This window comes from Vibrio sp. 10N.222.49.C9, from assembly GCF_041474985.1.
Classification (GTDB): domain Bacteria; phylum Pseudomonadota; class Gammaproteobacteria; order Enterobacterales; family Vibrionaceae; genus Vibrio; species Vibrio crassostreae_C.
The window spans coordinates 1-380 of sequence record NZ_JBFRVD010001293.1 but is presented as its reverse complement, the minus strand read 5'-3'; the positions used below and the strand labels follow the sequence as shown (position 1 = coordinate 380).

General features: G+C 46.6%; 1 pseudogene. It reads right to left on the bottom strand.

The window, feature by feature from the left end:
- Window positions 1-360, bottom strand: a pseudogene (locus tag AB4585_RS27970) (DASH family cryptochrome); the annotation flags it as partial.
- Window positions 361-380: the final 20 nt, after the last annotated feature.

Here is a 380-nt window from a genome sequence, read left to right as displayed (position 1 = left end):
GGTTGTAGGTAACGTCTCAGGCGTAAAAGGAAGTTGGCTTTGGTGGAACAAAGATCCTGTATAGGCATTGCACACAGTCAGCTGTGGAAATGTCTGAGCAATGGCTTTCTCCGCTTCTTGCTCATACATACCAGGGTGAAACGCTCGATATAGAGTGTTGATCTGCAGCGTATCTATGATCTGGCAAAGTTGGGGAAAATCGTGTGGTGTATATAGTCTGTGACCGTACCGGCTGAGAGAGTCCGCCAAGTTGCTTACGGATTCGTGTTCAAAACGTTCAAGGTGCTCTGACCTAGCAACGGGAGTGCGCTCATCTTCTGAATTGGTAATTTTAGAGTAGGGCAGATAAACGCAAATCAACTCCTCTACTTCATGATTGG